At 32.3% G+C, this 24,140-nt stretch carries 27 protein-coding genes and 1 tRNA gene; 25 read left to right on the forward strand and 3 right to left on the reverse strand.

What is annotated here, in order from left to right:
* The first annotated feature begins 25 nt into the window (after positions 1-25).
* The 5 genes from tenA to yidC all read left to right on the forward strand — a co-directional run bounded on the left by tenA (position 26) and on the right by yidC (position 3,916).
* Positions 26-715, forward strand: a complete 690-nt coding sequence (gene tenA, locus HMPREF3154_RS10845) for a thiaminase II (RefSeq protein WP_002435801.1) — start codon at positions 26-28, stop codon at positions 713-715.
* On the forward strand, positions 708-1,529 hold the full coding sequence (gene thiD, locus HMPREF3154_RS10850) for a bifunctional hydroxymethylpyrimidine kinase/phosphomethylpyrimidine kinase (RefSeq protein WP_002435497.1): 822 nt from the start codon (positions 708-710) through the stop codon (positions 1,527-1,529). The genes tenA and thiD overlap by 8 nt, the downstream gene beginning before the upstream one ends.
* Complete coding sequence (thiM, locus tag HMPREF3154_RS10855; RefSeq protein WP_023351361.1) at positions 1,522-2,310, forward strand: hydroxyethylthiazole kinase; 789 nt, start codon at positions 1,522-1,524, stop codon at positions 2,308-2,310. The genes thiD and thiM overlap by 8 nt, the downstream gene beginning before the upstream one ends.
* A 6-nt stretch (positions 2,311-2,316) precedes the next feature.
* A complete protein-coding gene (gene thiE, locus HMPREF3154_RS10860) occupies positions 2,317-2,955 on the forward strand; it encodes a thiamine phosphate synthase (RefSeq protein ID WP_023351362.1) in 639 nt (212 codons plus the stop codon).
* Between the two features lie 88 nt (positions 2,956-3,043).
* Positions 3,044-3,916, forward strand: a complete 873-nt coding sequence (gene yidC / locus HMPREF3154_RS10865) for a membrane protein insertase YidC (RefSeq protein WP_002435877.1) — start codon at positions 3,044-3,046, stop codon at positions 3,914-3,916.
* A gap of 58 nt (positions 3,917-3,974) precedes the next feature.
* Here yidC and HMPREF3154_RS10870 read toward each other — a convergent pair whose 3' ends face one another.
* Together HMPREF3154_RS10870 and cls are read right to left on the reverse strand one after the other, a co-directional pair.
* Positions 3,975-4,637 (reverse strand): HD domain-containing protein, encoded by a 663-nt coding sequence (locus HMPREF3154_RS10870; RefSeq protein ID WP_023351363.1) that lies wholly within the window; start codon positions 4,635-4,637, stop codon positions 3,975-3,977.
* Between the two features lie 56 nt (positions 4,638-4,693).
* Positions 4,694-6,178 carry a cardiolipin synthase gene (cls, locus tag HMPREF3154_RS10875; RefSeq protein WP_002435854.1) on the reverse strand — a complete coding sequence of 495 codons (1,485 nt, stop codon included), beginning with the start codon at positions 6,176-6,178 and terminating at the stop codon, positions 4,694-4,696.
* A 185-nt stretch (positions 6,179-6,363) separates the two neighbouring features.
* On the opposite strand from cls, the gene csoR reads away from it, so the two are divergent.
* The 3 genes from csoR (at position 6,364) to HMPREF3154_RS11465 (ending at position 7,152) form a co-directional block, all read left to right on the forward strand.
* Positions 6,364-6,657 (forward strand): copper-sensing transcriptional repressor CsoR, encoded by a 294-nt coding sequence (gene csoR, locus HMPREF3154_RS10880; protein WP_002435858.1) that lies wholly within the window; start codon positions 6,364-6,366, stop codon positions 6,655-6,657.
* A 14-nt stretch (positions 6,658-6,671) separates the two neighbouring features.
* Positions 6,672-6,878: a putative copper chaperone CsoZ gene (locus tag HMPREF3154_RS10885; protein ID WP_023351364.1), complete on the forward strand. Its 207-nt coding sequence runs from the start codon at positions 6,672-6,674 to the stop codon at positions 6,876-6,878.
* A 136-nt stretch (positions 6,879-7,014) separates the two neighbouring features.
* Positions 7,015-7,152 (forward strand): Lmo0850 family protein, encoded by a 138-nt coding sequence (locus HMPREF3154_RS11465; RefSeq protein WP_002435861.1) that lies wholly within the window; start codon positions 7,015-7,017, stop codon positions 7,150-7,152.
* Positions 7,153-7,207: 55 nt separating this feature from the next.
* Here the strand turns inward: HMPREF3154_RS11465 and HMPREF3154_RS10890 are convergent, their stop codons facing one another.
* Positions 7,208-8,419, reverse strand: a complete 1,212-nt coding sequence (locus tag HMPREF3154_RS10890; protein ID WP_023351365.1) for an FtsW/RodA/SpoVE family cell cycle protein — start codon at positions 8,417-8,419, stop codon at positions 7,208-7,210.
* A gap of 404 nt (positions 8,420-8,823) precedes the next feature.
* On the opposite strand from HMPREF3154_RS10890, the gene HMPREF3154_RS10895 reads away from it, so the two are divergent.
* The 17 genes from HMPREF3154_RS10895 (at position 8,824) to HMPREF3154_RS10975 (ending at position 24,086) form a co-directional block, all read left to right on the forward strand.
* The gene (locus HMPREF3154_RS10895) at positions 8,824-9,894 is read left to right on the forward strand and encodes a D-alanine--D-alanine ligase (protein ID WP_002435813.1); all 1,071 of its coding nucleotides are present in this window, start codon (positions 8,824-8,826) and stop codon (positions 9,892-9,894) included.
* Positions 9,895-9,909: 15 nt separating this feature from the next.
* Positions 9,910-11,265, forward strand: a complete 1,356-nt coding sequence (murF, locus tag HMPREF3154_RS10900) for a UDP-N-acetylmuramoyl-tripeptide--D-alanyl-D-alanine ligase (RefSeq protein WP_023351368.1) — start codon at positions 9,910-9,912, stop codon at positions 11,263-11,265.
* A gap of 303 nt (positions 11,266-11,568) precedes the next feature.
* Positions 11,569-13,104 carry a degradosome RNA helicase CshA gene (locus tag HMPREF3154_RS10905; protein ID WP_023351369.1) on the forward strand — a complete coding sequence of 512 codons (1,536 nt, stop codon included), beginning with the start codon at positions 11,569-11,571 and terminating at the stop codon, positions 13,102-13,104.
* A 122-nt stretch (positions 13,105-13,226) separates the two neighbouring features.
* Positions 13,227-13,706 carry a PH domain-containing protein gene (locus HMPREF3154_RS10910; protein WP_023351370.1) on the forward strand — a complete coding sequence of 160 codons (480 nt, stop codon included), beginning with the start codon at positions 13,227-13,229 and terminating at the stop codon, positions 13,704-13,706.
* A complete protein-coding gene (locus HMPREF3154_RS10915; protein WP_030063298.1) occupies positions 13,699-15,198 on the forward strand; it encodes a PH domain-containing protein in 1,500 nt (499 codons plus the stop codon). The genes HMPREF3154_RS10910 and HMPREF3154_RS10915 overlap by 8 nt, the downstream gene beginning before the upstream one ends.
* Complete coding sequence (locus HMPREF3154_RS10920) at positions 15,191-15,691, forward strand: PH domain-containing protein (protein ID WP_023351372.1); 501 nt, start codon at positions 15,191-15,193, stop codon at positions 15,689-15,691. The genes HMPREF3154_RS10915 and HMPREF3154_RS10920 overlap by 8 nt, the downstream gene beginning before the upstream one ends.
* A 48-nt stretch (positions 15,692-15,739) precedes the next feature.
* Positions 15,740-16,096: a holo-ACP synthase gene (acpS, locus tag HMPREF3154_RS10925; protein ID WP_002435510.1), complete on the forward strand. Its 357-nt coding sequence runs from the start codon at positions 15,740-15,742 to the stop codon at positions 16,094-16,096.
* A gap of 66 nt (positions 16,097-16,162) precedes the next feature.
* A complete protein-coding gene (alr, locus tag HMPREF3154_RS10930) occupies positions 16,163-17,311 on the forward strand; it encodes an alanine racemase (RefSeq protein WP_023351373.1) in 1,149 nt (382 codons plus the stop codon).
* Between the two features lie 88 nt (positions 17,312-17,399).
* Complete coding sequence (gene mazE / locus HMPREF3154_RS10935; RefSeq protein ID WP_002435513.1) at positions 17,400-17,570, forward strand: type II toxin-antitoxin system antitoxin MazE; 171 nt, start codon at positions 17,400-17,402, stop codon at positions 17,568-17,570.
* Positions 17,567-17,923, forward strand: coding sequence for a type II toxin-antitoxin system PemK/MazF family toxin (locus HMPREF3154_RS10940; RefSeq protein WP_002435799.1), 357 nt, complete (start codon positions 17,567-17,569; stop codon positions 17,921-17,923). The genes mazE and HMPREF3154_RS10940 overlap by 4 nt, the downstream gene beginning before the upstream one ends.
* Before the next feature lie 402 nt (positions 17,924-18,325).
* Entirely contained in the window at positions 18,326-19,303 is a 978-nt protein-coding gene (locus tag HMPREF3154_RS10945) for a SpoIIE family protein phosphatase (RefSeq protein ID WP_211181699.1), read from the forward strand.
* A 101-nt stretch (positions 19,304-19,404) separates the two neighbouring features.
* Positions 19,405-19,731 carry an anti-sigma factor antagonist gene (locus tag HMPREF3154_RS10950; protein ID WP_002435753.1) on the forward strand — a complete coding sequence of 109 codons (327 nt, stop codon included), beginning with the start codon at positions 19,405-19,407 and terminating at the stop codon, positions 19,729-19,731.
* Position 19,732: 1 nt separating this feature from the next.
* Positions 19,733-20,212, forward strand: a complete 480-nt coding sequence (gene rsbW, locus HMPREF3154_RS10955) for an anti-sigma B factor RsbW (protein WP_002435518.1) — start codon at positions 19,733-19,735, stop codon at positions 20,210-20,212.
* Entirely contained in the window at positions 20,187-20,957 is a 771-nt protein-coding gene (sigB, locus tag HMPREF3154_RS10960) for an RNA polymerase sigma factor SigB (protein ID WP_002435824.1), read from the forward strand. Before rsbW ends, sigB begins: the two co-directional genes overlap by 26 nt.
* 165 nt (positions 20,958-21,122) lie before the next feature.
* The gene (locus HMPREF3154_RS10965; RefSeq protein ID WP_023351377.1) at positions 21,123-23,273 is read left to right on the forward strand and encodes a Tex family protein; all 2,151 of its coding nucleotides are present in this window, start codon (positions 21,123-21,125) and stop codon (positions 23,271-23,273) included.
* On the forward strand, positions 23,266-23,724 hold the full coding sequence (locus HMPREF3154_RS10970; protein WP_023351378.1) for a SprT family protein: 459 nt from the start codon (positions 23,266-23,268) through the stop codon (positions 23,722-23,724). Before HMPREF3154_RS10965 ends, HMPREF3154_RS10970 begins: the two co-directional genes overlap by 8 nt.
* Before the next feature lie 275 nt (positions 23,725-23,999).
* Positions 24,000-24,086, forward strand: a tRNA-Leu gene (locus HMPREF3154_RS10975).
* The last annotated feature ends 54 nt before the right edge of the window (positions 24,087-24,140 follow it).

A 24,140-nucleotide genomic window follows, 5' to 3' on the forward strand; every position in this document is an offset into this window, starting at 1 on the left:
TTTATTATCCAAGGAGGCTTATTTAATGAAATTTTCACAAGAATTAAGGGAAGAAGCTCAACCAATTATTGAAAGAATTTACAATGATAACTTTATTCAAGAATTATTAGTTGGGACTTTACCTAAACAAGCAGTACGTCAATATTTAAGAGCGGATGCATCATATTTAAAAGAATTTACAAACTTATATGCCTTACTTATTCCAAAGGTTCACACTATGCAAGATGTAAAATTCTTAGTTGAACAGATTGAATTCATGTTAGATGGTGAAGTAGAGGCACATGAAGTACTGGCTGATTATATCAATGAATCTTATGAAGAAATTGTTAAAGAAAAAGTTTGGCCACCAAGTGGAGATCACTATATTAAGCATATGTATTATAATGCTTATGCTCACGAAAATGCAGCATACACTATAGCTGCAATGGCACCTTGTCCTTACGTCTATGCAGTTATAGCTAAGCGTGCGATTAAAGATCCTAAATTAAATAAAGATTCAATTACCGCAAAGTGGTTTGATTTTTATAGTACTGAAATGGATCCACTTGTTGATGTTTTCGATCAATTGATGGACCGTTTAACAGAAGAATGTACTGACAAAGAAAAGCAAGAAATCAAAGAAAACTTCTTGCAAAGTACAGTACATGAGCGTCATTTCTTTAATATGGCTTATATCGATGAAAAATGGGATTTTGGAGGAGAAAACCATGAATAAACCTAAAATAGCATTAACGATAGCTGGAACAGATCCCACTGGTGGCGCAGGGGTAATGGCTGATTTAAAATCTTTCCATTCATGTGGCGTATACGGTATGGCAGCAATCACTAGCATTGTCGCGCAAAATACTCTAGGTGTTCAGAGCATTCATAATTTGGAAACAAGTTGGGTACAAGAGCAACTTGATAGTGTTTTTGATGATGAATTACCACATGCTATAAAAACAGGAATGATTGCGACTAAAGAAACAATGGAACTGATACAAAGTTATTTGAAAAAGTATTCAGATATTCCTTATGTTATTGATCCTGTTATGTTGGCGAAGAGTGGAGATTCACTCATGGACGATGATACTAAATCTCACTTACAAACTACCTTATTACCTTTAGCTGATGTTGTAACACCAAATATTCCTGAAGCAGAGGAAATTACTGGTTTGAAAATAGATAGTGAAGACAATATCCGCAAAGCAGGAGATATTTTTATCAATGAGATTGGTAGTAAAGGCGTTGTTATTAAAGGTGGTCATTCTGCTGATTTAAATAACGCTAAAGATTTCTTATTTACGAAGGACGATGTTTATACTTTTGAAAATAAACGCTTCGATACTAAACATACACACGGAACTGGTTGTACATTTTCAGCAGTAATCACTGCAGAACTAGCTAAAGGTCGTTCTATACATCAAGCAGTAGAAAAAGCTAAGTCGTTTATTTCAATGAGTATTGAACATACGCCTGAAATTGGTAAAGGGAGAGGTCCAGTGAATCACTTTGCATATTTAAAGAAAGTAGGTTTAGATGATGAATAATTTAGAAAGATTACGTTCAGAAAATCCACTTATTGTTTGCTATACCAATGACGTTGTTAAAAATTTTACAGCTAACGGGTTACTTAGTTTAGGAGCAAGTCCAGCAATGAGTGAAGCACCTGAAGAAGCAGAAGAATTTTACAAAGTGGCAAGTGCATTAGTGATTAATATAGGTACACTAACTCATGATAATGAAGAAGGTATTATGAAAATAGGGAGAATCGCTAACGAACAAGGTACGCCAATTGTCTTCGACCCAGTGGCAGTAGGCGCGTCTTCTTACAGAAAACAATTTTGTAAGAGATTTTTAGAACAAATTGAAGTTTCTGTAATAAAGGGAAACGCATCAGAACTACTTACGCTTGTTGACTCTCAAACTACGATGAAAGGAACAGATAGTGATAGTTCACTTGATGCAGTTGAAATTGCTAGAAAGGCCCATAAAAATCTCGAAACAGCAATTGTCATTACAGGTAAGGAAGACGTTGTCGCACAAAATAATCAAATTGTTAAACTTGCTAATGGCTCACCTCTTCTAGCTAAAATTACCGGTGCAGGTTGCCTTTTAGGAGGAGTAGTGGCAAGCTTCTTATTTAGAAATACTCGACCAGAAATTGAACAGTTAATTGAAGCGGTTAGTGTGTACAATATTGCTGCAGAATTAGCTGAAAATAAAAACCATGTCCATGGCCCTGGATCATTTTTACCAGAATTGCTCGATCAAATGTATCAAATTGATGAGACAACATTTGAAAAATATGTACATAAAGTAGAGGTTTAATCTTATATGTTTAGCTCAGAGCAATTACAAGTATATTTTATTTGTGGAACTCAAGATATACCAGAAAATAGAACCATTGAACAAGTACTTGATGAGGCTTTGAAATCCGGAATCACTATGTATCAATTTCGTGAAAAGGGCCCATCATCTTTAATAGGTGAAGAGAAGAAACAGTTAGCAATAAATTTAAAACGAAAATGCGAGAGATATCACGTACCATTCATTGTCAATGACGATATAGAGTTAGCAAAAGATATTGATGCTGATGGCGTTCATGTTGGTCAGGATGATAAAGAAGTTAAAGATTTTGCTATGCAGTTTAGAAATAAAATTATAGGTTTGAGTGTGGGTAATTTAGATGAGTATCAACAATCGGATTTATCTCAAGTGGATTACATAGGTGTAGGGCCTATGTATACCACTTCGTCAAAAGATGATGCTAACGCTCCTGTTGGTCCTCATATGATTACAAAATTGCGAGATTATGTTGGAGAATTACCTATTGTAGCAATAGGTGGTATTAATGAAACAAATATTGAACCAATTGCTGAAGCCTGTGCTGATGGCGTTTCAGTAATTTCTGCAATAACTAGAAGTAAGAATATTGACAAGACTGTTAAGCATTTTCGTAAATACTTTAATTAATCAATATATTTTTCCACTTTTTGTTTTCTACTATAGTATGAGTATGATAAAATGAATCCTATGTGAATATTACAATAGAGGTGGAAAAATGAAGAAAAAAGCGTTACTACCTTTGTTTTTAGGGATAATGGTTTTTCTAGCAGGGTGTGACTACTCTAAACCTGAAAAGCAGGACGGATTCTTCTTTAATACATTCGTTCAGCCAATGAAACATCTCTTACAATGGTTAGGAAATGATGTATTTAATAACGACTATGGACTAGCGATTATTATCTTAGTTCTTGTTATACGTTTAATCTTGTTACCATTCATGTTATCAAACTATAAAAATAGTCATATGATGCGTGAAAAAATGAAAGTAGCTAAGCCAGAAGTTGATGGTATTCAAGAAAAAGTTAAACGTGCTCGTACTCAAGAAGAGAAAATGGCGGCAAACCAAGAATTGATGGAAGTTTATAAAAAATATGATATGAATCCGATGAAGAGCATGCTCGGTTGTTTACCAATGCTTATTCAAATGCCAATTATCATGGGATTATATTTCGTATTAAAAGATAAACTTGTTAATGGACTTTCTGATCATCCACATTTCTTATGGTTTAATTTAACTAAACCAGATATTTGGATTACGATTATTGCCGGTGTTCTTTACTTTGTTCAAGCATATGTTTCAAGTAAAACGATGCCTCAAGAGCAACGCCAAATGGGATACATGATGATGATTGTTTCACCAATCATGATTATTTGGATTTCATTACAAGCGTCATCTGCACTTGGTTTATATTGGTCAGTCAGTGCCTTATTCTTAGTAATACAAACGCATTTTGCAAATATGTATTACTCTAAACTTGCTAAAAAAGAAGTTCAACCTTTCATCGAACAATATGAAAAAGAACATAATCCGTCTTCTAATAAAAAAGGCAAAAATACGCAAGTTGTTTCTAAAAAGAATAAGAAATAGGTTATAAGAAAAGCCAGCAAATTAAATTATGATTTGCTGGCTTTTTCATGTGCCAAATTTACAAATTTGTGTTGTTATTGAAATTCCATTCGTGTAAAAATTGTTTTAAGAATTGAAGCATAAAATGATGACGTTCTTCAGCAAGCTTTCTTCCAGTTGAGGTATGCATTAAACTTTTAAGTTTTAATAATTTTTCGTAAAAGTGCTTAATTGCTGAAGGATCAAATGCTTCAATATTATCAGTATGTAGTGATTCGAATGGCACGTTAGATTCAGTCCACATTGGTTCGCCGAAATATCCAGCGAATTGAAAAGTTCGAGCAATTCCGATTGCGCCTAGCGCATCCAAACGATCAGCATCTCTTACGATTTGCCCTTCAATTGATAATGTGGCTTGATTGTTTTTCCCACCACGGTAACTCATATTTTGTATGATATGTAAAACATGTTGAATATCATCTTGGGTTAAGTCAATCGTTTCTAGAAAAGTAGAAAGTTTATCATATGCTTGTTCTTCATTCGTTATTTTGCTATCCACTGTGTCATGTAATAAAGCGGCAAGTTCTATAATCGTTGTATGTACTAAACCCTCATTTAAAGCGATATACTTTGCTAATGTATGAACCCGTTCTACATGCGTGATATCGTGCCCAGTGTGATCATCTTTATGAACCATTTTCATATAGTTACATGCGTGTTTAATTTTTAATTCATTTTCCATAATAGTCTCCTTCACATATTAAAAAGGTCTAGGAACAACCCAGACCTTTCAATTTATTATAGAATTGGTGACAATAATTGAGAAATACCTTCTTTAAATTTAATCCAAGTACTGCGTTGCTCGTATCTTTCTTCTGTAAGTCTAGATGACACTTTCATATCGTTAATAAATGCTTGCTTAAGGGAGCGTGCGACACTCTCATCATAAATAAAGGCATTTACTTCAAAATTCAATGTGAAACTACGATTATCCATATTAGCAGTACCTACACTTGCGAGTTCATCATCGATGACCAATACTTTAGAATGTAGGAAGCCATTCTCGTAATGATACACCTTTACGCCGGCCTCAAGTAAAGATGCGACATTTTTAAGTGTAGCCCAGTATACGAATGGATGGTCTGGCATACTTGGAATCATAATATTGACTTCCACACCACCAAGTGCAGCAATTTTAATCGAGTCTAAAAATGCTTGATCTGGTATAAAGTAGGGGGATTGAATATAAATTGATTCTTTAGCTGATGATATCATTTTTAAGTAACCGTATTTGATTTGTTCCCAATCTTCATCAGGTCCACTAGAAGCGATTTGAATGCCGATTGTTCCTCCAGAATTAACATCAGGGAAATATCGTTCTTGATAAGTTAAATTGTCTCGGGTAGATTGTGAATTCCAATCTAAAATAAATCGAAGTTGTAATGCATTTACAGCATCACCTACAATACGTAGATGCGTGTCACGCCAGTAACCAAACTTCTTAGATTTACCTAAATATTCATCACCTACATTGAAACCACCAACATAACCAATTTTACCGTCGATAATAACGATTTTTCTGTGGTTTCGGTTATTCATACGTAAATTAATTAATGGCAATTTTGATGGGAAGAATGATTCAGCATGCCCACCTTTATTTCTAAAATGTTTTAAATCCTTTTTACGTAAGTCCCTCGAACCCATATCGTCATATAGCATTTTCACTTCAATGCCTTCTTCGGCTTTCTTTTCAAGCTCACTAAGAATTTGTTTCCCAAGTCCATCACTATGAAAGATATAGTACTGAATATGTATGTAGTCTTGAGCATTACGAATATCATTAATTAAATCATCGAATTTTTGTTGACCATCAGTATAAATAGTTAAATCATTATCAGTCGTTAGAAAGGCAGCATTATTATAAAGTAACATTTGCACCATTTCTTTAAATTTAACTATTTGATGGTTACCTTTAGAGAAATCTTGTTTCTTGAGCGCTTCCAATTGCTCATCGACAATCATTTCTAAACCGACTTTATCTTCTTTATTTAATTTAAAGATTTGATCTCTTTGGATTTGACGACCTAGCAATAGATATAAAATGAACCCAATTAAAGGTAGAAATACGAGCACAAGTAACCATGCCCATATAGAATTAGCTGTACGTCTCTCCATAAAGATAATTGTAAATGCAAAGATCAAGTTTAAAATGAAAGCGCCAATTAAGATAACATTAATGATTATATTTGAATGGTGAAGCGCCATAGTAAAGACTTCTAACATATGGTACCTCCTTTGTATTTCTCATAATTTCGTTGAAGATATTCAAAAAAGTTTTAACTATACAATTATAGCATGAAGAATGTTGAATATCATAGTCGGTTTTATTTTAAAAAGTGAATGAATCAATTGACTTAATAATTATTGAATAATACGATGATGAAGAATAAAGAAACGAGGTGACGCTTGTGACTGAAAATGAAACTGCACATCACTCAGAGCAAACGAAAGCAAATTTAAAGTCACGATTAAATCGTATCGAAGGTCAAGTACGTGCAATTAATCGAATGATTGAAGACGATGTGTATTGCGATGATGTTTTAACTCAAATAAGAGCGACACGCTCTGCTTTAAACAGTGTGGCTACTAAATTGTTAGATCATCATATGAAAAGTTGTATTATGAATAAAGTGAATAATGGTGCACAAGAAGAAGCGATGGAAGAACTATTGGTTACTTTTCAAAAATTAATTAAAGATTAATGAGGTAGAATACAATGGAAAATGGAATTGTTTATGTTGCTAATATTGAGACTATAGAGGAAGAAAACCAATTAAAGACACGTTTAGAAAATATGATTGGTGTCGAAAAAGTAGATATTGATAGTAAAGTAGGAGAAATAAAGGTATTATTTGAAACGCCTGCGAATTTAAATAGTATTGAAAAAGAAGTATATGATTCTGGCTTTCGCGTGCGTTATTAGAGTAATGTTCAATTTACTTATATATAGCATATTTATAGATTTGTAAATAATTTTTTAAAATTTAACAATTGATGTAGTAAAGTAGTATAAATTGGGGTATGATAATTTTGAAGTCAATCCAAACGAGGTGATTATAGTGAAGAATCCAGATAAGATTCAAAACGTAGTCAAATTATTGTCATCATTAGGTGTGAATATTAAAAAAACTAAATCTCGTTTAGATATTATTAATACTTTACCTACATCTAATCAAGTAAGTCATGAGTTAAAATAATTTGCTTAAATGATCAAAAGCACTCACTATGTGTGAGTGCTTTTTTGTTTGTAAATTATGCAGTTTTAGCAGTATCTAAAGTATCAGGTTCTTGATAACGCTTAGGTTCATGATAATAAATAGATAGAATGACACCTATGCCTGTCATTAAACTCCAAAGTGAGCTCCCACCATAACTAATAAATGGTAAAGGTATACCAGTAATTGGTAATAATTGAACCGTCATTCCAACATTTTGAAGTACATGGAAGACGATAAGAGAAACATACCCGATAATAAAGACTTTATTATATTGACTATTGATTTTGCTTGCTAATCTAATTAAATGAAACACTAAAAATAAGAATATGAGAATTAGCACAACAGACCCAATGAAGCCCATCTCTTCGCCTACAACTGAGAAGATAAAGTCTGTATGATTTTCAGGGATATAAACTTCACCGTGATTGTAACCTTTACCTATTAATTGACCAGATCCAATTGCTTTAAGTGATTCAGTTAAATGATATCCATCGCCACTACTATAAGTATAAGGATCCAACCAAGAATTAATTCGTCCCATTTGATACATCTTAATTCCTAATAGATTTTCAATTAATGTAGGTTTGAAAATGATAGCTAAAATAATACTAGCACCACCTAAAATTGCTGCGATAAATATAGGTGCAAGGATTCTCCAAGTAATACCACTAACCATCATAACACCGGCGATAACTGCACAAATAACAAGCGTAGTACCGAGGTCATTTTGTAATAAAATTAATAGCATAGGAAATATTGAAACACCTATAATTTTTAAAAATAGCATTAAATCTGACTGGAACGATTTGTTAAAAGTAAATTGATTATGTCTAGAAACTGTTTTAGCTAGGGCTAAAATTAAAATAATCTTCATAAATTCTGAAGGTTGAATACTTATAGGTCCAAAGCTATACCAACTTTTCGCACCGTTGATCACAGGTGTGATGGCTGTTTCAGGTAAAATAAGCAATCCTATGAGTAAAACACAAAAAATGAAATATAAGAGATATGTATTATGTTTAATTTTCTTAGGGGAAACTATCATAATGAGAAATGCCATAATAGCTCCGAGGATGTAATAAATAATTTGTCTAATACTGAAGTTCGCACTATATTGTCCGCCACCCATTGCAGAACTAATTAGTGTTACGCTTATGATTGCTAACACAGTAATTACCAGCACTAATATCCAGTCGACTTTACGAAACCAATGTTTGCTTGGTTGTTGACGAGATGAATAATTCATTTCCTACTCCTTTATAATCATGCGCGTATTAATATGATATATGAATGATTCATTTGTAGCATAAACCATTCATGAATCTATATAAAATCATAATTTAATGGTTAATAAATAGTCTACATTGATTTTACATGACTTTTTTTAAATTTGCTAGAATATCAAAGTGGCAAGTCGACAAATTATATAGAAATAAGTTTTCTTTTCCATTCAAAGGTAGAGGAATTAAAACAGTCACTAAAAATTAGATTTATTGATGGATTATCAAATGCAATTGATTTTAGAAATATGATAATATTAAGTTTCAGAGACCGTTATGTACATTGAGCTATACATAATAAATAAAATATCACAATTATTAAACAGATAAATGGCATATAAGCCGAGTAATTGTAATGGAGGAAAACGAAATGACAAAAGAGAATATTTGTATCGTTTTTGGAGGAAAAAGTGCTGAACATGATGTTTCAATATTAACAGCACAAAACGTATTAAACGCAATTAACAAAGATCAATATCAAATAGATATTATTTATATTACAAATGATGGTGAATGGAAGAAGAAAGAAAACATCACTGATGAAATTAAATCTACTGACGAATTAGTTTTAAATAATGTTGAAGCGGGAGAAATATCACAATTATTAAGTAAAGGTAGTACTGGACGTTCTTATGATGCAGTATTCCCACTTTTACATGGACCTAATGGTGAAGACGGTACGATTCAAGGATTATTCGAAGTATTAGATATTCCATATGTAGGTAATGGTGTGTTAGCAGCTTCAAGTTCTATGGACAAATTAGTTATGAAACAATTGTTTGAACATAGAGGATTACCTCAATTACCATACATTAGTTTCTTAAGAAGTGAATATGAAAAGTATGAGAACAACATTATTAAATTAGTTAATGATAAATTAACTTACCCAGTTTTCGTGAAACCTGCTAACTTAGGTTCAAGTGTTGGTATTAGTAAATGTAATAATGAAGAAGAACTTAAATCAGGTATTGAGGAAGCTTTCCAATTTGACCGTAAACTTGTAATTGAACAAGGAATTGAAGCACGTGAAATTGAAGTGGCTGTATTGGGTAATGACTATCCTGAAACTACATGGCCTGGAGAAGTTGTTAAAGATGTGGCATTTTATGATTACAAATCTAAATATAAAGATGGTAAAGTTCAGCTTCAAATACCAGCCGATTTAGATCAAGACGTTCAAATGACATTACGTAATATGGCGTTAGAGGCTTTTAAAGCCACTGATTGTTCAGGTTTAGTACGTGCAGATTTCTTTGTTACAGAAGACAACCAAATCTATATTAATGAAACAAATGCTATGCCAGGATTTACTTCATTCAGTATGTATCCAAGCTTGTGGGAGAATATGGGATTATCATATCCAGATTTAATTGCAAAATTAATAAATCTCGCTAAAGAACGTCATGAAGATAAAAAGAAAAATAAATATAAAATTGATTAATAGAGGATTTTAAATATGATTAACGTTACATTAGAACAAATCAAACATTGGATATCTTGCGAAATTGATGAACAATATTTAAGCCATTCTATCAATGGTGTAACTATTGATTCTCGTAACATTGAAAAGGATATGCTTTTTATCCCATTCAAAGGTGAGAACGTAGATGGCCATCGATTTGTTGCACAAGCTTTAAAGGATGGTGCTGGTGCTTCATTTTCAGAAAAGGGAACTGAGTTAAGCGAGGATATCGAAGGTCCAATCATTTGGGTTGAAGATACACTTAAAGCATTACAAGACTTAGCCAAAGCATATCTTAAATATGTGAACCCTAAAGTGATTGCAGTAACTGGATCAAACGGTAAAACGACTACAAAAGATATGATTGAGAGTGTTTTAACGACAGAATTTAAAGTAAAGAAAACACAAGGTAACTATAATAATGAGATTGGAATGCCTTTAACAATATTAGACTTAGATGAAGATACAGAAATTTCTATTCTTGAAATGGGCATGTCTGGCTTCCATGAGATAGAGTTATTATCTTCAATTGCTCAACCGGATATTGCAGTCATCACAAATATTGGTGAATCACATATGCAAGATTTAGGTTCAAGAGAGGGTATTGCTAAAGCCAAGTCTGAAATTACTATTGGTCTTAAAGAGAATGGGACATTCATATACGACGGTGATGAACCATTACTAAAACCGCATCTCGAACAATTAAATAAAGCAAAATTAATAAGTGTAGGTTTAGGTAATAGTAATACGCTCGTATGTCATGTTGATGATATAGAAACAGAAGGTATCGCTTTTACAATAAATGATAAAGAAAGCTTTACACTACCTATCCTAGGTACGCACAATATGAAAAATGCGACGATAGCCATTGCGATAGGACATGAACTTGGTTTGTCATATGAAACAATAAAAGACAATATTAATCATGTTAAGTTAACAGGTATGCGTATGGAGCGTCACCAGACTACTAATAACGTAACTGTCATTAATGATGCTTATAATGCAAGTCCGACAAGTATGAAAGCTGCCATCGATACGCTAAGTAGTATGGAAGGGCGAAAAATCCTTATTCTAGCAGATGTTTTAGAGCTAGGTGAAAATAGTCAATCTATGCACGAAGAAGTCGGGGCTTATCTCAATAATAAAGCAATTGATGTATTATACACTTATGGTGATGAAGCACGATTTATTTTTAACACAGGTCAAAATGAAGTGCCTACTGCACAACACTTTGATGATAAAAGTGAACTGATTAAAGAATTGAAGACTATTGTGAAAGAAAACGATAAAATATTGGTTAAAGGTTCACGAGGTATGAAACTTGAAGAAGTAGTCGAAGCATTAATTTAATATTTTAAAGTAAATGAACATGCATATTTCAATATTCTCGATCTAAACGTTGATGAGTAAGTTGAAATGCATGTTTTTTTGCGTTGAAAATGATTTAAAAATTTTAACCGCTTACATCATGTGATGCGCTATCTTTTTTAAGAGTAATAAATTTAAAATTTAAGAGTAAAACAAAGAAAGTAAGTAACTGCTTTATTGCTATAATATTTTTAAGGTGGTACTATATAGAAGTTGATGAAACAAAAGTGAACATATATGCAAAAACGTATATTAAGAAATAAACACTTAAAAAGGAGAATTATTTTGCAAAATTTTAAAGAATTAGGGATCTCGGATAGAACGGTTCAAACACTGGAATCTATGGGATTTAAAGAACCTACACCTATCCAAAAAGACAGTATCCCTTATGCGTTAGAAGGAGACGACATCCTTGGTCAAGCCCAAACAGGTACGGGGAAAACAGGGGCTTTTGGTATTCCTTTAATTGAAAAAGTTGTAGGCCAACAAGGCGTACAATCACTCATTTTAGCGCCAACAAGAGAACTTGCTATGCAAGTTGCGGAACAATTAAGAGAGTTTAGTAAAGGCCAAAATGTTCAAGTCGTTACGGTCTTCGGTGGAATGCCGATTGAACGACAAATAAAAGCACTTAAAAGAGGACCACAAATCGTAGTAGGAACTCCAGGACGTGTAATTGATCACCTAAATCGTCGTACTTTAAAAACTAATGGTATTCATACATTAATTTTAGATGAAGCTGACGAAATGATGAATATGGGATTCATCGACGATATGAGATTTATTATGGACAAAATTCCATTTGACCAGCGTCAAACAATGTTATTCTCAGCGACTATGCCTAAAGCAATTCAAGACTTAGTTCAACAATTTATGAAGACGCCTAAAATCATTAAAACAATGAATAATGAAATGTCAGATCCACAAATAGATGAATACTATACTATTGTTAAAGAATTAGAGAAATTTGATACATTTACAAATTTCCTTGATGTGCATCAACCAGATTTAGCGATTGTATTTGGACGTACGAAACGTCGTGTTGATGAATTAACTAGTGCGCTATTATCTAAAGGTTATAAAGCAGAAGGCTTGCATGGTGATATTACTCAAGCTAAACGTTTAGAAGTCTTGAAGAAATTCAAAAATGACCAAATTGACATTTTAGTTGCCACTGACGTAGCAGCTAGAGGTTTGGATATTTCAGGTGTAAGTCACGTTTATAACTTTGATATCCCTCAAGATACAGAAAGCTATACTCATCGTATAGGTCGAACAGGACGTGCAGGTAAAGAAGGTATCGCGGTAACATTTGTAAATCCAATTGAAATGGATTATATACGTCAAATTGAAGATGTCAATGGACGTCGAATGAACGCTTTAAGACCACCACATCGTAAAGAAGTACTTAAAGCTCGTGAAGACGATATTAAAGAAAAAGTTCAAAACTGGATGTCTAAAGACAGTGAACCTCGTTTACAACGCATTTCAAGTGAATTACTTGAAGAATATGACAGCACTGAGTTAGTTGCATCATTGCTACAAGAATTAGTAGAAGCAAACGATGAAGTTGAAGTACAGTTAACGTTTGAGAAACCATTAGCACGTAAGAATCGCAATAGTAGAGGTGGCGGTTCAAGAAGAGGCAACAATAACAAACGTGGCAATGGCAAATTTGATAATAAAAATAGACGTTCAAAAGGGTCTAAAGGTCATTCAAATAAAAAGAAAAATAATAAAAAATTCGAACGTCGTGATAAACAAAATAAAGGTTCAAACCAATCAATGAGAGGCCGTACATTTGCCGATCATCAAAAATAATCGATGATGTTATTAACCAGTTAAGTCTATTGACTTAGCTGGTTTTTTTAGATTTAAAGCTTTATTTAGACCTATCACACTCTATGCTATAATGTGAGTAAATTAATTAAAGGAGCTTTAATATGAATCTTGATAGTACATTTCATCGCAGTCCTAAAAATGCATTAAAGTACTATTACATCACTAGTTTTATTGGTTTAATTGTAGTACTAGTGATTTTGAGCATATTATATTATTGTTGGTCTACTTATAATTGGTGGAACTTTATTCTATACATACTTATTACAGTTGCGGTGATTTCAGTTATAAACTTTATAGTTGGGCCATTTCTGAGATATAAATACCATTTTTATAAATTTGAAGGCGATTCAATTATTTTGAAGCAAGCTTTTTTCTTTAAAAAGGAAGAACTAAGTAAGATAGAGAGGTTGCAATATATTACAGTTAGTACAAATCCGCTAGCAAAAATATTTAAAATAAATACAATTGAATTAGTTACAGCAGGTCATGAAATTTCACTGCCGATGGTTTCAGAAGAAGAGGCAGACGTAATAGAGCATCAAGCGTTAAATAGATTGAGAGGTGTAGACGACGATGTATGATCCACAAAAGCTACATCCGATCTCATATGTAACAAGTCTAATTAATGTTATTAAAAATAATTTTATTGTAATTATTATTTTCCTGTTTAATATTAAAGATTTTAAATATGATGATTTCTATTCATACTTATGGCCAGGTATCATGACATTAATATTTTTAATAACTTTCTTTTATAATATTTTCAAAGTTTATAATACTAGATATTGGATTGAAAATAATCATTTCATTCTTACAACAGGTGTATTAAATAAAGAGCGAAAAGAACTCAATATTAGTAGAATTCAATCAGTTGATACCACTGAAGGTTTTGTGAATCAAATAGTAGGTGGCGTAGAACTTATTATTAAAACTCCAAGTGACGGTATTGAACTAAGTACAATATCAAAAAAGCAAAGTAAATTGATTGAAAGTGAGATTAAAAACATACAACAAGAATTGAATGCAACGCATCAAGCTGAAGTGAATGTTGATTCTGAAAAGGATGAAAACGAGGATAATGAATCCTTGAAAAATGTACCTACTAAATCAATTTTTAAAATGTCATTTAAACAATTATTATTTATGGCAATGACTAGTGGTGCGATTGGTATTACATTAATAACATTGTCTCCAATTGTGGGAAGTTTCTCGGACATTATACCTTGGGAAAAATTAGGTGGGGAACTCTCATATGTCTTAAAATCTACTTTCTTCATAATTATTGCTATAGTGGTTGTCGTTTTAATAATGAGCTATATCATCGGTACGTGTCTCGCATTCATAAGATACTATGGATATAAAGTAACGCAACAAGGTCATCAACTTAAAATTCAATATGGCTTATTTACAAAAAAGAATGTCACTGTACCAACAAATCGACTTCAAGGTGTACTTGAACATCAATCATATCTAAGAAGATTATTTGGTTATACTTCTATTCATTTTTATATTACTAGTGACGTTGTTACTTCTGCAGAGACGAGTGATGTTAATGGACGTATAATGATTTTACCTTTTATTAAACGGCAACAAGCTTATGAAGTGATTCAATCATTGGTACCAGAAATGCGTTTTAATACAGCCCATACTGGCATGCCACTAAGAGGTTTTCATCGACATTTTCTTATACCATCACTTATCCTTATTATTGCTAGTTTTATTGGATGGTATTTCTGGTCTACGTGGTCGTTTGTTATTGCGGGGTTATTAATCATTTTATTAATAATAAGGGCCATATTATATGTGCGATATAGTGGTTATTACCTTGAAAATGAAGAAATTGTTATCCAAAAAGCATCATTACTTAATATGAAAAGATTCTACTTCAAACTCAATAAAGTCATAGGTATGGAAATTAGACAGCATCCTTTATTAGAAAGAAAGCATTTGGCCAATTTTAAATTTATAATCGCCAAAGGTTTTGAAAATAAAAAAATAGGTCTTAAATACACAGATGTTTCTAAAGTTAATGAATTTAAAGAGTGGTACATGAGAGGTGATACTCATGAGTAATTATAACTATATGAATAAAAAGGGTTTAAAAGCAATGCGAATGAATGCTTTGCTATGGATAACAATCTTTACTATTGCATTAATCGTATTTACCATCTTTAATGTGTTGAAATTTCATTGGATAGATAATCGTACACTCATCATTGCTGAAATAGTTGGAGTCGTTATTTTAGGAGTCTTTTTTATATTTGTAATGCCCATATTTCGATATAAAAATTTTAGATACGCAATTGAAGAAGATGAAGTACATGTTAGAAGAGGCATTATTTTCATAAAGACAAATATCATTCCCTACTTTAGAATTCAGAACATCGATATTAATGAGGGCTTTATAATGAGAAGATATCAACTAGCTACTCTCACGCTATCAACAGCTGGTGGTAATAGTGAAATTGAATTGATAGATAAAAATGAAGCTCAAAAATTAAAGTTATTAATTAAACAAAATAAAACTAGAGATGCGCATGATATGTTAAACGGCGATGATGAATAAGATACTATGAATAGAAACTATATTGAAAGTGATTAAAGAGGCGAAGTTATGATACATGGAATAGGTATAGATTTGATAGAAATTGAGCGTATTAGAAAGGTGTTATATAAACAACCTAAATTAGTTGACCGAGTATTAACTGAAAATGAAAAGCTAAAGTTTGAAAAATTCACTCATGAAAAGCGTAAGATTGAATTTTTAGCAGGTCGTTTTGCTGTTAAAGAAGCTTTTAGTAAAGCATTGGGTACAGGGTTAGGTCAGACGATATCTTTTAAAGATATCAATTGCTATAACGATGAATTAGGTAAGCCATGTATCGACTATGATGGATTTAGAGCTCATGTAAGCATTACCCATACAGATAATTATGCAATGAGTCAAGTTACCTTAGAAAAATTAGAATAAAGGCGTTATATAATAAATGTATTAATATTTTAGTATTAAGCGAGTAGTTTCAAGGAGGACCTTTTCATGTCGGAAAAATTCTATAGATCAACCTATTTAAATGTTAATTTAGATGCAATATTAAACAATTATCAAACATTCAATCAGTTACATCATAACAAGACTGTTATATCAGTCATTAAAGCTAATAGTTATGGATTAGGTAGTGTAAAAGTAGCACATCACCTAATGGAACATGGGGCTTCGTTTTTCGCAGTTGCAACACTTGATGAAGCAATTGAATTAAGAATGCATGGAATTGATGCAAAAATACTAGTCTTAGGTGTCATTCCAACTAAAGACATATGTAAAGCTATTCAACATCGTGTAGCTCTTACTGTACCTTCAAAAGCTTGGCTTAAAGAAGCTATTAGAAATATACCTGAAAAAAATGAGAAAGAACTTTGGTTACATGCCAAAATAGATTCTGGTATGGGTCGATTAGGTATGAAAGATGTTGAAGAGTATAAAGATGTTGTTGATATAATTAATAAAAAAGATGATCTTGTTTTTGAAGGCGTGTTTACACATTTCGCTAGCGCAGATGAACCAGGGGATTCTATGAATGAACAGTATGAATTTTTTAAAGATATTGTTAATCAAGTTGAAAAACCAAATTACATTCATTCACAAAACTCTGCAGCTTCTTTATTAATGGATGGACAATTTTGTAATGCGATTAGATTAGGTATCTCATTATATGGGTATTATCCTTCACAATATGTTAGGGATAATGTCAAAGTACATCTTCGCCCAAGTGCTCAACTCGTTACTGAAATAGTACAAGTGAAATCTCTTAAAGTTGGCGAAACTGTGAGCTATGGACGTACTTTTACAGCTGATAAAGAAATGAAAATTGCTATACTACCAGTTGGATATGCTGATGGTTATTTAAGAGCTATGCAAGGTGCTTATGTGAATGTTAATGGCCATCAATGTGAAGTGGTAGGTCGGGTTTGTATGGATCAGACTATAGTGAGCGTGCCTGATGATGTGAAGATGGGAGACAAAGTGATATTGATGGATAATCATATAGATTCACCACAGTCCGTTGAGTCTCTAGCTGAAAAGCAACATACAATCAATTATGAAGTATTGTGTAACTTATCAAAACGTTTACCAAGAATCTATCACCATAATGAAGAACAAGTGGTTACGAACGATTTGTTAAAATAGTATAGTCACTGCGTTAAAAATTTGTTATTATAAACATAAATTAAAGGTTAAATAACAACTTTTTTGGAATCAGATGGAGGTTCTTCATATGTTATCTTTTAATCAATCTAGGAGTCACAGTCTTGAACAATCATTAAAAGAAGGCTATGCACAAATGGCCGATTTAAACCTCTCCCTAGCAACGGAAGCTTTTCCCATCGAATGTGAAGCTTGCGATTGTAATGAAACATATCTTACTTCTAACTCTAAGAATGAATGATTAGAAGAGGCGATGTTTACTTAGCTGATTTATCACCAGTTCAAGGGTCTGAACAAGGGGGAGTAAGACCTGTTGTAATTATACAAAATGATACTGGTAATAAATATAGTCCAACTGTCATAGTTGCTGCTATTACAGGTAGGATTAATAAAGCGAAGATACCAACCCATGTAGAAATTGAAAAGAAAAAATATAAGTTAGATAAAGACTCTGTTATCTTACTTGAACAAATTAGAACACTAGATAAAAAACGTTTAAAAGAGAAGTTGACCTATTTGTCTGAAAGTAAGATGAAGGAAGTTGACAACGCCCTAGATATCAGTCTAGGATTACATAATTTTGACCATCAATGATTATAGCGTTTTATATGTAGTTAACATAAATAAAATAATGAATTTAAAGACAATAACTTTATAATAATTATAACTCTTAATTAACTAGGTAACTTTAGACCGATTGCTTACATCAAGAATTTTTGCAAATCAAGACTAGTGCTACCTCTCATTAGTTAAATAGCATATAATTATAGTTATTATGTAAATACATTTATTATAAAAGAATGTCTTGAGTTTTTCGGCTTTAGGTATTCCAATCCTAAAGTCTTTTTTAGATATTAAGAAACTGTGGCTTTTTAGTTATTTGCTATTCATTTTATAGATAAAAAAGAATTCCAAAAAGTACCAGATTAAAAGCATATGGAATTGTGAATTGGAAGTAAGGAGGCACATCTCGTGGAAGAATTTAAGAAAGATTATATGGAACTTGTAAAAGAAAGTTTAACTACTGAAAACCGAACACAACTTATAAAAAAGTGCGAAGAATTTACAAATGAAGTAATTAAAAAGGATATACTGCCAGAAGATATTGTAGAAATTCATAAATCATATATTAACCAATTAGATTTAGAAGAAAAAGAAATACTCGGTACATTAGATGTCCTTCAAGAGGTAGTAAGAGGATTCGGTTATAGTTATAGAGATTATCAAAGATTAGTTAATAAATTACAAGTTCACGACAAAGAAATTGATTTGGCTTCTAGACTTCAGCAAACTATGCTTAAAACAGATATACCTCAATTCGATAGTATACAAATCGGTGTAATTTCCGTAGCGGCTCAAAAGGTAAGTGGCGATTATTTTAATTTAATTGATCATAAAGACGGGACTATGAGTTTCGCTGTTGCGGACGTTATCGGTAAAGGTATACCTGCTGCTTTAGCTATGAGTATGATTAAATTTGGAATGGATTCATATGGTCACTCTCAATTGCCTAGTGATGGTTTAAAGCGTCTTAACCGAGTTGTCGAAAAAAACGTCAACCAAAATATGTTTGTAACGATGTTTTATGGCTTGTATGAAGAAATGAATCATCTTTTATATTGTAGTTCTGCAGGGCATGAGCCTGGTTATATTTATCGAGCTGAAACAGAACAATTTGAAGAGATTGACGTTCGTGGGCGTGTGCTTGGAGTAAGTCAGAAGACTCGATATAATCAACAAGAGATACCTATTTATCTCGAAGATTTAATAATTATCTTTACTGATGGTGTAACTGAGGCACGAAATAGAGAAGGTGAATTTATCGATAAAGATAAATTGTTAAATTTAATACAAAAATATAAACATATGCATCCACAAGATATAGTTCAAATTATTTATGAAGGAATTTTAAAAGTTCAAAACCCTAGTAGAAAAGACGATATGACAATTTTAATTATAAAAAGAGTAAATTAATTTAACTAATATAGATTAAAGTTTCAAGTCGTAGGGTATACATATTTTTGAACACAAATGTAGAAATGAAGCAGATTTGATAAAGACTAGGAGTGTATCGAATGAATCTTAATATAGAAACTGTAACTCATGACGATTATTATGAAGTTAAAGTTGGCGGAGAATTAGATGTATATACAGTGCCTGAATTAGAAGAGGTACTTGTACCAATGCGACAAGAAGGGACTCATGACATTCATGTTAATTTAGCTAACGTAAGTTACATGGACTCTACAGGATTAGGTTTATTTGTAGGAACGTTAAAAGCATTAAACCAAAATGATAAAGATTTATATATATTAGGTGTTTCTGATCGAATCAGTAGATTATTTGATATTACCGGTTTGAAAGATTTAATGCATGTTAATGAAGGAACGGAGGTTGAATAACATGCAATCAAGACAAGATTACATTGAAATGCGGTTACCAGCCTCTGCGGAATACGTAAGTTTAATACGTTTAACATTATCTGGTGTATTCTCAAGAGCTGGAGCATCTTATGACGATATTGAAGATTCTAAAATTGCTGTAAGTGAGGCAGTGACTAACGCTGTAAAACATGCTTATAAACAAAATACTGAAACCGGTATGATTAATTTATGTTTTGAGATATTTGATGATAAAATAAAAATAGTTATTTCAGATCAAGGTGAAAGCTTTGATTATGAAACAACAAAATCAAAATTAGGTCCTTACGACGATAACGAAAACATTGATTTTCTTCGCGAAGGCGGCTTAGGATTATTCCTTATTGAATCATTAATGGACGAAGTGAAGGTCTATAAAGAATCTGGTGTTACAATCAGTATGATTAAGTATATTAAAAAAGAGCAGGTGCGAAATAATGGCGAAAGAGTCGAAATCAGCTAATGATGTATCACCTGAACAAATTAACCAATGGATTAAAGAGCACCAAGAAAATGAAAATAGCCAAGCTCAAGATAAATTAGTTACGCATTACCGCAAACTAATAGAATCTTTAGCATATAAATATTCAAAAGGGCAATCACATCATGAAGATTTAGTTCAAGTTGGTATGGTTGGTTTAATAGGGGCCATCAATAGATTTGATTTGTCATTTGATCGAAAATTTGAAGCATTCCTAGTTCCAACCGTAATTGGTGAAATAAAAAGGTATTTAAGAGATAAAACATGGAGTGTTCATGTACCAAGACGTATTAAAGAAATTGGTCCAAGAATTAAAAAGATAAGTGACGAACTTACAAATGAGCTTGAGCGTTCACCATCCATCAGTGAAATTGCTCAACGACTTGAAGTTTCGGATGAAGAAGTCTTGGAAGCGATGGAGATGGGTCAAAGTTATAATGCGCTTAGTGTTGATCATTCTATTGAAGCAGATAAAGACGGATCAACTGTCACTCTATTAGATATTATGGGTCAACAAGATGATAATTATGATTTAACTGAAAAGAGAATGATTCTAGAACGTATTTTACCTATATTATCTGATAGAGAAAGACAAATTATTCAATGTACATTTATAGAAGGTTTAAGCCAAAAGGAAACAGGCGAACGTATTGGCTTAAGTCAAATGCATGTCTCTCGCTTGCAACGTACTGCAATCAAAAAGTTGCAAGAAGCAGCTAAACAATAAATATAAAAAGAAGTTCATTGACTGAGTTAATGAACTTCTTTTTATATGTTAGAATTTTTAACTTTAAAAAAGATTAAAGCATTCTAAATTATATCTAGGAAGAATCTAGTTAAAAAATTATGTTAAACTAGTGAAGAAATTTTTAAAGAAAAGCGTGGTAGAACAATGGACAAAAATTTAATTCAAACAATCGTTGAAAAGTATTCTTTTTCAGAGAAACAAATTAAATCAGTTCTTGAACTCTTAGAAGATAACAACACTGTGCCATTTATTGCAAGATATCGTAAAGAGGCAACTGGTGGTCTAGATGAAGTTGAAATTAAGCAAATTGATGATGAATATAGATATATGGAAAATCTTCAAAAAAGAAAAGATGAAGTGATACATAGTATTGAACAACAAGGCATGCTAACTGAAGACTTAAAAAAAGATATTATTAAACAGACAAAACTACAAAGAGTTGAAGATTTATACCGTCCTTATAAACAGAAAAAGAAAACACGTGCTACTGAAGCTAAAAGAAAAGGGTTGGAGCCTTTAGCAAAATGGTTACTTCAGAAGAATTTAGATAAGAATGTTGATGAAAAAGCACAAGAATTCATAAATGAAGAAGTTTCTACAGTAGAAGATGCTATTAAAGGGGCACAGGATATTATTGCTGAACAAGTTTCAGATGACCCTAAATATCGTTCAAGACTTTTAAAAGATGTATATCATCAAGGTCAAATTGTGTCTGCTAAGAAGAAAAAAGCAGAAGATGAAAAAGAAATCTTCTCAATGTATTATGATTATTCTGAACCAGTAAAGCGTGTTGCAAATCATAGAATTTTAGCTATGAATCGTGGGGAGAAAGAAAAAGTATTAAACGTTAAAATAGAATTTGACACATCAAGAATTAAAAAAGACATTGAACGACAATTAATTCAAGTAAATAATGAAGCAAATCCTTATATTGCAGAGGCTATTGAAGATAGTCTTAAACGATTAATTATGCCTTCGATTGAAAGAGAAGTTCGAGGAGATTTAACTCAGAAAGCAGAGACACATGCCATCGATGTTTTTAGTGAGAACTTAAGAAACTTACTTTTACAACCACCTATGAAAGGAAAACAAATTCTCGGTGTGGACCCGGCATTTAGAACGGGATGTAAGTTAGCAGTTATTAATCCTTTTGGAACGTTTATTGCTAAAAGCGTCATTTATCCTCATCCTCCAAAATCTAAAATCGAAGCTTCTGAAAAAGAACTGGTCAACATGATTAAAGATTATCAAATTGAATTACTAGCGATTGGAAATGGAACAGCTAGCCGTGAAACTGAACAATTTGTAGCAAATGTAATTAAAAAATATAAATTAGATGCTCAATTCATCATTGTCAATGAAGCAGGAGCCTCTGTGTATTCTGCTTCAGAAATTGCCAGACAAGAGTTTCCAGATTTTCAAGTTGAAGAACGAAGCGCTGTATCTATAGGTAGAAGAGTTCAAGATCCATTAAGCGAATTAGTTAAAATAGATCCAAAATCTATTGGGGTAGGTCAATATCAACATGATGTAAATCAAAAAGAATTAAGCAATGCGCTTACTTTCGTAGTTGAAACTGCAGTTAACCAAGTAGGCGTAGATGTAAATACAGCTTCAAAATCTTTACTTCAATATGTTTCAGGACTATCTTCAACTATTGCGCAAAATATTATTGATTATAGAGAAGAAAATGGACCTATTAAACATAATAAAGAAATTAGTAAAATTAAACGGTTGGGTTCTAAAACTTTTGAACAAAGTATAGGCTTTTTACGTATCGTTGATGGCTCAGAACCATTAGATAATACTGCGATTCACCCTGAGAGTTATGAAGTGACTTATGAAATATTAGAGCAACTAGGTTTAGGCGCTAATGATATAGGTACGGATCAATTAAAATCAACATTAAGTGATGTGAATATTGAAGGGCTTGCGAAACAATTGAATATTGGTGAACCCACTCTAGAAGATATTATCAAATCACTTATTGCGCCTAATAGAGATCCAAGAGATGAATTTGAGACACCGATCCTTAAATCTGATGTATTATCCATTGAAGATTTAAATGAAGGCATGAAATTAAATGGTACTGTTAGAAATGTAGTAGATTTTGGTGCATTTGTTGATATAGGTGTTAAACAAGATGGATTAGTCCATGTTTCTAAACTTTCTAAGAAATTTGTAAAGAATCCTATGGATATTGTAAGTGTGGGAGATATTGTGGATGTTTGGATTCTGGATATCGATGAAAATAAAGGCAAAGTATCTTTAACGATGATTGATCCAAATGAATAATAATGAACTTCAAAGATTAACTGAAAACTTGGCTATCAAATACTTTGGAGTACCTTTCAAACATAAGGCTTATTTTAATCAACGATTACGTACTACAGGTGGAAGATATTTGTTGAAAAGCCACAATATAGAAATAAATCCTAAACAATTAAAGCATTTTGGAGAAGATGCAATAGTTCAAATAGTTAAACATGAACTTTGTCATTATTTTCTTCACCTTGCTGGTAAAGGGTACCAACACAGAGATACAGATTTCAAAGATTTAAGCGCTAAAGTAGGCGCACCAAGGTTTTGCAATCCGACTGAAACATATGAAAGTCGAGCTAATTACAAATATCAATGTGTCAGTTGTAAAGCTAATTATTTACGTATTAAAAGAGTGAACACTCAAATAATGAGATGCGGGCATTGCGGTGGCAAACTTAAATTAGTTAAAGTTTTTGAGAAATAGAAAAAATATAAATATATATTTAGTAAAAGGGTTGTTAAAAGCAGATGCTGTTTTCTAACAACCTTTTTTATAATTGATATAAATTTTGTTGTGAAAAACATTGACAATAATTATTACATGATATATTATAGATATCGTTGTCTTAACAAGGAAAGCAAAACAAACCTTAATTAACAATATTAATTTTAAGTTAATTTTGTGTTGACAAAATGTAACCGACAATTTACAATGGTTATTGTTCTCGATAATTAAAAGTTGAATTATGCGTTTTGCCAGCGGTCGTGGCGGAATGGCAGACGCGCTAGGTTGAGGGCCTAGTGGGAGTTAATCCCGTGGAGGTTCAAGTCCTCTCGGCCGCACCAAATCATATATTTAATACTACACGCGGGTGTAGTTTAATGGCAAAACCTCAGCCT

This window comes from Staphylococcus sp. HMSC06C11 (assembly GCF_001808345.1).
In the GTDB taxonomy this organism is placed as follows: domain Bacteria; phylum Bacillota; class Bacilli; order Staphylococcales; family Staphylococcaceae; genus Staphylococcus; species Staphylococcus capitis.